The organism is Streptomyces sp. NPDC055243, from assembly GCF_044544025.1.
Taxonomy (GTDB): Bacteria; Actinomycetota; Actinomycetes; order Streptomycetales; family Streptomycetaceae; genus Streptomyces.
Map to the genome: position 1 here is coordinate 39,378 of NZ_JBITWR010000029.1, position 9,147 is coordinate 48,524.

At 69.3% G+C, this 9,147-nt stretch carries 6 protein-coding genes; 4 read left to right on the forward strand and 2 right to left on the reverse strand.

Features of this window, described 5'->3' with window-relative positions:
- The first annotated feature begins 116 nt into the window (after positions 1–116).
- Positions 117–1,076 carry a cation diffusion facilitator family transporter gene (locus tag ACIGXX_RS43130; protein WP_351163222.1) on the forward strand — a complete coding sequence of 320 codons (960 nt, stop codon included), beginning with the start codon at positions 117–119 and terminating at the stop codon, positions 1,074–1,076.
- A gap of 78 nt (positions 1,077–1,154) precedes the next feature.
- On the opposite strand, the gene ACIGXX_RS43135 is transcribed toward ACIGXX_RS43130, so the two are convergent.
- Positions 1,155–3,239 (reverse strand): fructose-specific PTS transporter subunit EIIC, encoded by a 2,085-nt coding sequence (locus ACIGXX_RS43135; RefSeq protein ID WP_366465169.1) that lies wholly within the window; start codon positions 3,237–3,239, stop codon positions 1,155–1,157.
- 384 nt (positions 3,240–3,623) lie between these two features.
- On the opposite strand from ACIGXX_RS43135, the gene ahcY reads away from it, so the two are divergent.
- Both ahcY and ACIGXX_RS43145 read left to right on the forward strand, forming a co-directional pair.
- Positions 3,624–5,081, forward strand: a complete 1,458-nt coding sequence (ahcY, locus tag ACIGXX_RS43140) for an adenosylhomocysteinase (protein WP_351163226.1) — start codon at positions 3,624–3,626, stop codon at positions 5,079–5,081.
- 1,020 nt (positions 5,082–6,101) lie between these two features.
- Positions 6,102–6,716, forward strand: a complete 615-nt coding sequence (locus ACIGXX_RS43145) for a hypothetical protein (RefSeq protein ID WP_399984593.1) — start codon at positions 6,102–6,104, stop codon at positions 6,714–6,716.
- A gap of 7 nt (positions 6,717–6,723) precedes the next feature.
- On the opposite strand, the gene ACIGXX_RS43150 is transcribed toward ACIGXX_RS43145, so the two are convergent.
- Positions 6,724–7,728 (reverse strand): RDD family protein, encoded by a 1,005-nt coding sequence (locus ACIGXX_RS43150; protein ID WP_399984596.1) that lies wholly within the window; start codon positions 7,726–7,728, stop codon positions 6,724–6,726.
- Positions 7,729–7,817: 89 nt separating this feature from the next.
- Between ACIGXX_RS43150 and ACIGXX_RS43155 the strand changes: the two genes are divergently transcribed.
- On the forward strand, positions 7,818–8,825 hold the full coding sequence (locus ACIGXX_RS43155) for a stage II sporulation protein M (RefSeq protein ID WP_351163234.1): 1,008 nt from the start codon (positions 7,818–7,820) through the stop codon (positions 8,823–8,825).
- Positions 8,826–9,147: the final 322 nt, after the last annotated feature.

Here is a 9,147-nt window from a genome sequence, read left to right on the forward strand (position 1 = left end):
AGCGCCTCGTGCTGCAACAATGACCCACCGCAAAGGGCGGGCAAAGCAGCGCCCGGTCGGCAGCGATGCCGGCGGTGGGTCAGACACGTACGCAGGCGAAGGGACAACGGGCACACATGAGCGCGTCAGGCGGAACAAAGGCGATTGTCGCGGCACTCGCCGCGAACCTCGCGATCGCGGTGGCGAAGTTCGTCGCGTTCCTCTTCAGTGGCTCGTCCTCGATGCTCGCCGAGAGCGTGCACTCGCTCGCGGACTCGGGCAACCAGGGGCTGCTGCTCCTCGGCGGCAAGAAGGCGCAGCGCGAGGCGACCCCCCAACACCCCTTCGGGTACGGGCGCGAGCGCTACATCTACGCCTTCCTGGTCTCCATCGTGCTCTTCTCGGTCGGCGGCATGTTCGCGATCTACGAGGGCTACGAGAAGATCAAGCACCCGCACGAGATCGAGGCCTGGTACTGGCCGGTCGGTGTCCTGGTGTTCGCGATCATCGCCGAGAGCTTCTCCTTCCGTACGGCGATCAAGGAGTCGAACCACACCCGCGGCAACCTCACGTGGACGCAGTTCGTCCGTCGCGCGAAGGCCCCCGAGCTGCCGGTCGTGCTCCTGGAGGACCTGGGCGCGCTCGTCGGTCTGATCCTGGCCCTCGTCGGCGTCAGCCTCGCGCTCGCCACGGGCGACGGCGTCTGGGACGGCATCGGCACGCTCTGCATCGGCATCCTGCTGATCCTGATCGCGATCATCCTGGCCGCGGAGACCAAGTCCCTGCTCCTGGGCGAGGCCGCGGGCACGGAAGAGGTCGAGAAGATCGAGAAGGCCCTGGTCGACGGCGACAAGGTCACCCGCGTCATCCACATGCGCACGCTGCACCTGGGCCCCGAGGAGCTTCTCGTCGCCGCCAAGATCGCGGTGCGGCACGACGACACGGCCGCCGAGGTGGCCGTCGCCATAAACGCGGCCGAGGAGCGCATCCGCGCGGCGGTCCCGATCGCCCGCGTGATCTACCTGGAGCCGGACATCTACAGCGAGACGGCGGCCGCCGAGGGCACGAACCCGGCGAAGTCGCCGGGCGCACACTGATCCTCGGATCTTCCGAGTACCCGATGGGGCCCCGCACCGTGCAGGTGCGGGGCCCCATCGGCGTACAGGCAGCTGCCGCTACTGAACTTCGCGCAGCACTTCGAGGACCGCCCGCTCGTCGGGCGCCGCCTCCAGACGCTCCCGGAAGCCGGTGTCCATCAACTTGCGCGAGAGCAGCGCGAGAATCCGCAGGTGCTCGTCGCCGGCGGCCGCCTCCGGCACGGAGATCATGAAGATGAGCTTGGCCTTCGTACCGTCGATGGCACCCCACTCGATGCCCTCGGCCGATCGCGCGAACCCGACCACAGGCGAGGTCACCGCGTCGGTCTTGGCGTGCGGGATGGCGATCTCCTCGCCGAGGCCCGTGGTCCCCTGGGCCTCGCGGCGCAGAGCGGTCCGCACGAGCTCCTCGACGTCGTTCACCTTGCCGGTGGAGGCGAGGAGGTCCGCCATCTCGCGGATCGCGGAGTCCTTGTCGGCGGAGTCCAGCCGGACCTTGACGGTCTGCTCGGTGAGATAGCCGGAGAGGACTTCGTCCTCGTCCTCGGCCGTGGGGGAGGGGGCCGCGGGAGCAGGCGCGGCGGCCTCCGCGGTCGCCGTTCGCGGGGCCGCGGACGCCCCCGACGCGACGGCTCCGGCGCCCACTCCCGCGAGCACCGGCTCGGGCCCGCCCGGCACGTCGACGACCGGCGCCCCGCGCCGCTTGCGCTCGCTGAGGTCGACGAGGGTGACGGTGGTGAGCGCCGTGACGACGGCGCCGATGGCGATCGCGATGAAGAACATCGGTACGCCACCGACGGCACCCAGAACCGCCACGATCGGCCCGCCGTGCGGCACCGCGTCCTCGACGCCCGCCTGACCGGCGATCGCACCGGCGACGGCGCCACCGAGCATGTTCGCGGGGATGACCTGCGCGGGTCGCGCGGCGGCGAACGGAATCGCGCCTTCCGAGATCCCGAAGAAGCCCATGAACAAGGCGGCCAGACCGGTCTCCCGTTCCTGCTCGCTGTAGAGCCGCTTGCGGATCAGCGTCGCGAGACCCTGGCCGAGCGGCATGACGGGGATCGCGGCGGCGCACATGCCCATGACGGTCTGGTTGCCGGTCGCGATGAGCCCCGCGCCGAACAGGAACGCCGTCTTGTTGACAGGACCGCCCATGTCGAACGCGATCATGAGCCCGAGGATCGCGCCGAGCAGGATCGCGCTGGTCCCGGTCATGCCGCTGAGCCAGCTGGTCAGATGCTCGAAGACCCACGAGATCGGCTTCCCGATCACGTAGATGAAGAAGAGCCCGAGTGCCGTCGTCGAGATGATGGGGATCACGATGATCGGCATGATCGGCTGGGCGAACTTCGGGACCTTGACCTTCTTGATCCACAGCACCAGATAACCGGCGAGGAAGCCGGTCACGATGGCCCCGATGAAGCCGGCGCCCGCCTTGGAGTCGTACAGCTCACCGGTGTTGGCGATCCAGCCGCCGATCATGCCCGGCACGAGCGCGGGCCGGTCGCCGATCGCGTAGGCGATGTAGCCGGAGAGGATCGGCACCATCAGCGTGAAGCCGATGACACCGATCTGGTTGACGTGCATCCAGAAGGAGTCGTCGGGGATGACGAGCCCGCCCTTGGGGTCCGTGTGCCCGCCGAGCGACAGCGAGATCGCGATCAGCAGACCGCCGACCACGACGAACGGAATCATGTACGAGACGCCGTTCATCAGCGCCTTGTAAGCGAGACTCCGCTCCTTGCCGCCCCCGCCACCGCTGGAGACCGGCTCGGCGGAACCGCCGCCACCGCCTCCGCCGTGCACCGGCGCGCTCCGCACCTGCTCGATCAGCCGCTCCGGGTGGCTGATGCCCTCGGACACCCCGACGGACAGCACGCGCTTGCCCACGAAGCGCCCGCGGTCGACGTCCTTGTCGGCGGCGATGATGATGCCGTCGGCATCCCTGACATCGTTGTCAGTCAGTACGTTCTCGGCGCCGATGGAGCCCTGCGTCTCCACCTTCATGTCGATGCCGAGGCTCTCCGCGGCCTGCGAGAGCTTCTCCGCCGCCATGTACGTGTGGGCGATACCGGTCGGACAGGCGGTCACCGCGAGCAGCTTGAGCTTCTTCGGCTCGCCGCTGCTCCCGCCTATGGGGGGATCGGCCGGATGGGTCACGTGGATCTCCTAACGCCTTCGTCAAACAAGATCGCGCAAATGTTCCCGATCTCAAGGCATCCTGCAACACATAACCGCAGGTTCAAAAGCGCAAAGGTCCCGGATCAGCGGGTCCGTGGACCCCTCCCTGACCCCCTCCGCGGTTGCCCGCCCGCTGCCGCGCCCGGGGAGGCGGGCTGGGGCTCGCTGGGCCAATCGGTGTAGCTTTGTGACCGAGCCAGACGTCGCTGCTGATGGCGGTCGGGCGGTGCCAGCACGGGCCGGCCGAGGGAGAGAGGGCCTCCGACGGACTGCGCTGCTGCGCGCCGGTGCTCTTCTGTGCCGTTGTCGCAGGTCAGCCATGTCCACCCACCCTCGATCAATCCCACGAGGAGCAGCTCGCCAATGACGACTCTCACCAACGGCCAGGACTTCAAGGTCGCCGATCTCTCCCTGGCCGAGTTCGGCCGCAAGGAGATCACCCTCGCCGAGCACGAGATGCCCGGCCTGATGTCGATCCGCAAGGAGTTCGCCGCCTCCCAGCCGCTGGCCGGCGCCCGCATCATGGGCTCGCTGCACATGACCGTGCAGACCGCCGTCCTCATCGAGACCCTGGTCGCCCTGGGCGCCGAGGTCCGCTGGGTCTCCTGCAACATCTTCTCCACCCAGGACCACGCCGCCGCGGCCATCGCCGTCGGTCCGAACGGCACCCCGGACAACCCCCAGGGCATCCCGGTCTTCGCCTGGAAGGGCGAGACCCTGGAGGAGTACTGGTGGTGCACGGAGCAGGCGCTGACCTGGCCGAACACCCCCACCGGCGGCCCGAACATGATCCTGGACGACGGCGGCGACGCCACGCTCCTGGTCCACAAGGGCGTCGAGTACGAGAAGGCCGGCAAGGTCCCCTCCGAGGACACCGCCGAGTCGGACGAGCACCGCGTCATCCTGCAGCTCCTCAACCGCACCATCACCGAGGGCTCGCAGAAGTGGACCCAGCTCGCCTCGGAGATCCGCGGCGTGACCGAGGAGACCACGACGGGCGTCCACCGTCTGTACGAGATGCACCGTGACGGCACGCTCCTCTTCCCGGCGATCAACGTGAACGACGCCGTGACGAAGTCGAAGTTCGACAACAAGTACGGCTGCCGCCACTCCCTGATCGACGGCATCAACCGCGCCACGGACGTCCTGATCGGCGGCAAGACCGCCCTCGTCTGCGGCTACGGCGACGTCGGCAAGGGCTGCGCGGAGTCGCTGCGCGGCCAGGGCGCGCGCGTGATCATCACCGAGGTCGACCCCATCTGCGCCCTCCAGGCGGCGATGGACGGCTTCCAGGTCACGACGCTGGACGAGGTCGTCGACAAGGTCGACATCTTCGTCACCACGACCGGCAACAAGGACATCATCATGGCCTCGGACATGGCCAAGATGAAGCACCAGGCGATCGTCGGCAACATCGGCCACTTCGACAACGAGATCGACATGGCCGGCCTCGCCAAGATCCCCGGCATCGTCAAGGACGAGGTCAAGCCGCAGGTCCACACCTGGACGTTCCCCGACGGCAAGGTCCTCATCGTCCTCTCCGAGGGCCGCCTGCTGAACCTGGGCAACGCGACGGGCCACCCGTCCTTCGTGATGTCCAACTCCTTCGCGGACCAGACCCTGGCCCAGATCGAGCTGTTCACCAAGCAGTCCGAGTACCCGACCGACGTCTACGTGCTCCCCAAGCACCTCGACGAGAAGGTCGCCCGCCTCCACCTGGACGCACTCGGCGTGAAGCTCACGACGCTGCGCCCGGAGCAGGCCTCGTACATCGGCGTCGAGGTAGAGGGCCCGTACAAGCCGGACCACTACCGCTACTGACCGAGCCGACCGCCTGGCGCTCTCCGCCCAGGCCCAAGCTCACCGCAGGCCCCCGCCCACCACTCGGGCGGGGGCCTGCCCCGTGAGGGCGCGCTCGGCCCGAGGGCAAAAGAACGAGGGGGCGTTGGGCCACCAACCACCCAGGACACAGCTGGACCCGTGGCTCGTGCCCCGCGGTCTACGACTCGGACCCGGACCGGGACCTGCGCCCTGTGCCCTGTGCCCTGGACCCGTGACCCGTGACCCGTGACCCGGGACCTGGTCCCGTGACCCGTGACCCGGATTCGTGCCCGGCGTCTGCGACACGGACCTGTGCCGTGACCTGGACCTGTGCCTTGGACCCGTGACCCGGGACCTGGTCCCGTGACCTGGTCCCGTGCCCTGGACCCGGATCCGTGCCCGGCGTCTGCGACCTGGACCTGTGCCGTGACCTGGACCTGTGCCCTGGACCCGGGACCTGGACCCGTGACCTGGACCCGGGACCTGGACCCGGGACCTGGTCCCGTGCCCTGGACCCGGATTCGTGCCCGGCGTCTGCGACCCGGACCTGCCCCCGTGACCCGGACCTGTGCCCCGTGCGTGCCGTGACCCTGGACCCGTGACCCGGACCTGTGCCCGTGGGCTGCGACCCGTGACCCTGGACCTTGCCCCGGAGCCGTGACCCGCAGTCTGCCCCGGACCCGGGACCCGCGGTCTGACTCGGACCCGGGACCCGCGGTCTGACTCGGACCCGGGACCCGCGGTCTGTGCCCCGGACCCGTGGTCTGCGACCTTTGTCCCGTGACGCGTGACCCTGGTCTGCGGACCGGCCTGGACCCGCCGAACCCTGGCAGCCCGAATCGGGGCCGCTACGTCACTGGCAACCGCGCCTGCCACTCACAGGCATGGAAGCTACCCCGCCACCCCACCGGCACCTCGGCGACCGAAGGACTTGCTCAGCTCCGGACGACGCCCATTCCGAACGCCGACGCCGACGATGCCGACCACGCCCGACCTCTGCCCGACAAGGACCCGAGCCCCATGCCCCGCGGCCACTATTCGCTTCACGACACGCACGACCACACCCCCCTCGGTGAAGAACACTTCCACTGCGCCCCCGGCCCCTCCGGCTGGCGCTACGTCTCCCAGCGGACCGCCCCCTCGGGCGACCCCACCGGCTCGGTCGACCTCGCCGTAGACGAACTCGGCCGCCCCATCCGCCTCGAACTTCATTCGCGGGACTGGCAGATCCGCGCCGCAGCGATCGACGGCGTCACCTGGGTACGCACCGACCCCACCGGCGCCCACGCCACCGAGGACAACGCCCCCGCGCACGCGTTCACCGGCACATCCCCCGCTTTCCTCATCGCGACCACACGCCTCCTGCGCCTCACCCCCGCTTCCCCCGCGACCCGCGTCCGCCTCGTCGCCTTCACCGACCCGGTCCTCGCCCCCCGCACCCTCGACCAGTCCTGGGCCCTGCTGAAAAGCGAGGCACACGCCACTGACAACGGCCCGCTCGTCGTGGACGAATACCAGGTCACAGCCCTGGACACCGGCGAGCAGCACGCCATCCACATCACCGGCGACGTCGTGCTCTCCGCCCCTGGCATCGAGCTCGAAAACCTCGAATCCCCACCCTCGACCTTCGCCTGACCCAGCCCTACGCGGGCGGCACGAACCCAGTACCGGGAGGCGCGGCTTCCGCACCCTCCTGACTCTCCTGCCCGGCCCCGGAACCGGCGGGACGGGCCGGGTAGGTCGGACGGCCCGAGTGAGAAGCAGGCCCCGGCGGCACGCCACCGCCCGGATACCCCACAGGCGCAGAAGCCCCCGGCCCAGGCGCCCCCGGCACGACGTACCCAGGCGGCACCGCATACCCCGGCCCAGCGGACCCCGCGCTACCGCTACCGCCCCCGCTCCCGCCGAAGGCCCGCCGAGCGTCCCGCACCTGCCGCTCCTGCACGACCGCGGCCAGATAGGCGGCGGGCGGAACCCCCTGCGGAGCAGGCGCCCCCGTACGTTCCGCGAGATCCCCGGCAAGCCGCTGAGCCATCGCCCCGCCCACCTGCGGATCCAACTGCCCCATCCGCGTCAGGTACTGCCTGATCGCCAGCCAAAGACCCTCAGGCACCCCGGACAGATCGAGCTCGGCGAACCGCCCCGCCAACCAGGGCGGCGGCGCAGGAACGAAACCCGAGTGCGCTGCAGGCACCCGCTCCCGCACGACAAGCGTCCCCGCGAACACGTCCCCGAGCCGCCGCCCCCGCGCCGACACCAGCGACGCGATGCACGCGACAACCCCGAACGTCAGCAGAATCTCGACGACCCCCACCGCACCCCGCACCAACGCGTGCCGGAAACGGATCGGCCCCCCGTCGTCCCGCACCACCCGCAGCCCGCACGCCGCCTTGCCCAGCGAACGCCCATGGCTGAGCGTCTCCACCGCGATCGGCCCACCGACCAGGATCAGCACAAAGCTGGCGACGGCGACCGCCGCGGCCGCCGCGTCGTCCAACGACGACGTAGAAGCCACGATCCCGATGGTCACCCCCAGGTAGACCGCCCAGGCCACCACCAAGTCGATCAGTACGGCGAGCCCACGGCTCGGCAGCTTCGCCGGCCGCAGCTCGAGCGCCACCGCCTCGCCCGTCACAAGCTCACTCACGCCAACCGCCCTTCCCTGCCCTGCCCTCGGAACGGCCAGTCTGCCAAGCTGAGGCAGCATCGCGCCGCAGTACGAGGAGCAGCCACCTGATGGACCTCGACGTCTTCGTGTCCGCCCACCGAGCAGAGTGGGACCGACTCGACGCCCTGCTGCGCCGCCAGCGCCGACTCGACGGAGCCGAGACCGACGAACTCGTCGCCCTCTACCAACGCACCGCGACCCACCTCTCGCTGATCCAGTCCAGCGCCCCGGACCCGCAGCTCATCGGCCGCCTCACCCGCCTGGTGGCACGCGCACGCAGTGCGGTGACGGGTACCCGCCGCGCCTCCTGGCGCGACGTCACGCACTTCCTGACCCACGGTTTCCCCGCAGCGGTCTACCGCTCACGCCACTGGTGGGTCCCCACGGCGCTGCTCTCGACGATCCTCGCCGCTGTCATCGGCTGGTGGATAGCCACGCACCCCGAGGTCCAGTCCTCGATCGCGGCCCCCAGCGAACTGCGCGAACTCACCCGCCCAGGCGGTGAGTACGAGACGTACTACTCGAGCCACCCGGCGGCATCCTTCGCCGCCCAGGTCTGGACGAACAACGCCCAAGCAGCGGCCATGTGCCTGGTCCTGGGCGCCTTCCTCTGCTTCCCCGTGATCTGGATCCTCTTCCAGAACATGCTGAACCTGGGCGTGGGCATCGGCCTGATGTCCTCCGCCGGCCGCCTCGACACCTTCCTCGGCCTGGTCCTCCCACACGGCCTTCTGGAACTGACCGCAGTCTTCGTAGCTGCCGGCACAGGCCTGCGTCTCGGCTGGACCGTCATCGATCCAGGCCCCCGCTCACGTCGAACGGCCCTCGCCGAGGAGGGCAGAGCGGCACTCGGCATGGCGGTGGGCCTGGCCCTGGTCCTGTTCATCTCCGGCGCCATCGAAGGCTTCGTCACCCCCTCCGGCCTGCCGACCTGGGCCCGCATCGGCATCGGCATCGCCGCTGAACTGGCCTTCCTCGTGTACGTCTATGTCCTGGGCGGCAGAGCTGCACGAGCCGGAGCCACAGGCGACGTTGACCCCACGGAACGCAGCGCCACGGTGCCCACCGCAGCTTGATGTGCGTCGGACCCTGCCGAGCTGCTAGTGTCCTCGACGCCCCAGAAAAACCGTTGACACGGGAGGACTGGGGAGGTAGATTCGAACAGTTGCCTAGAGCTGGACAAGTCCAGCGGCGGCAGTTAATATCTGCCTGCTTCTTGATTCTCATAAGCCAAGAAGCCGCACCCGATAAATCAGAAACACCACGCCGGTAAGACCGGCCGAAAACTTCTGATAAAGTCGGAACCGCCGGAAAGGGAAACGCGAAAGCCGAAAGGCCGGAGCGGAAACCTGAAAGGCACCGAGGAAAATCGGACACGAAAGAGTCTGATAGAGTCGG

What these genes read in the sequence shown, in the direction of transcription:
- ACIGXX_RS43130 (WP_351163222.1), top strand. Translation starts at nt 117, where the DNA reads ATGAGCGCGTCAGGCGGAACAAAGGCGATTGTCGCGGCACTCGCCGCG.
- ahcY (WP_351163226.1), top strand. Translation starts at nt 3,624, where the DNA reads ATGACGACTCTCACCAACGGCCAGGACTTCAAGGTCGCCGATCTCTCC.
- ACIGXX_RS43145 (WP_399984593.1), top strand. Translation starts at nt 6,102, where the DNA reads ATGCCCCGCGGCCACTATTCGCTTCACGACACGCACGACCACACCCCC.
- ACIGXX_RS43155 (WP_351163234.1), top strand. Translation starts at nt 7,818, where the DNA reads ATGGACCTCGACGTCTTCGTGTCCGCCCACCGAGCAGAGTGGGACCGA.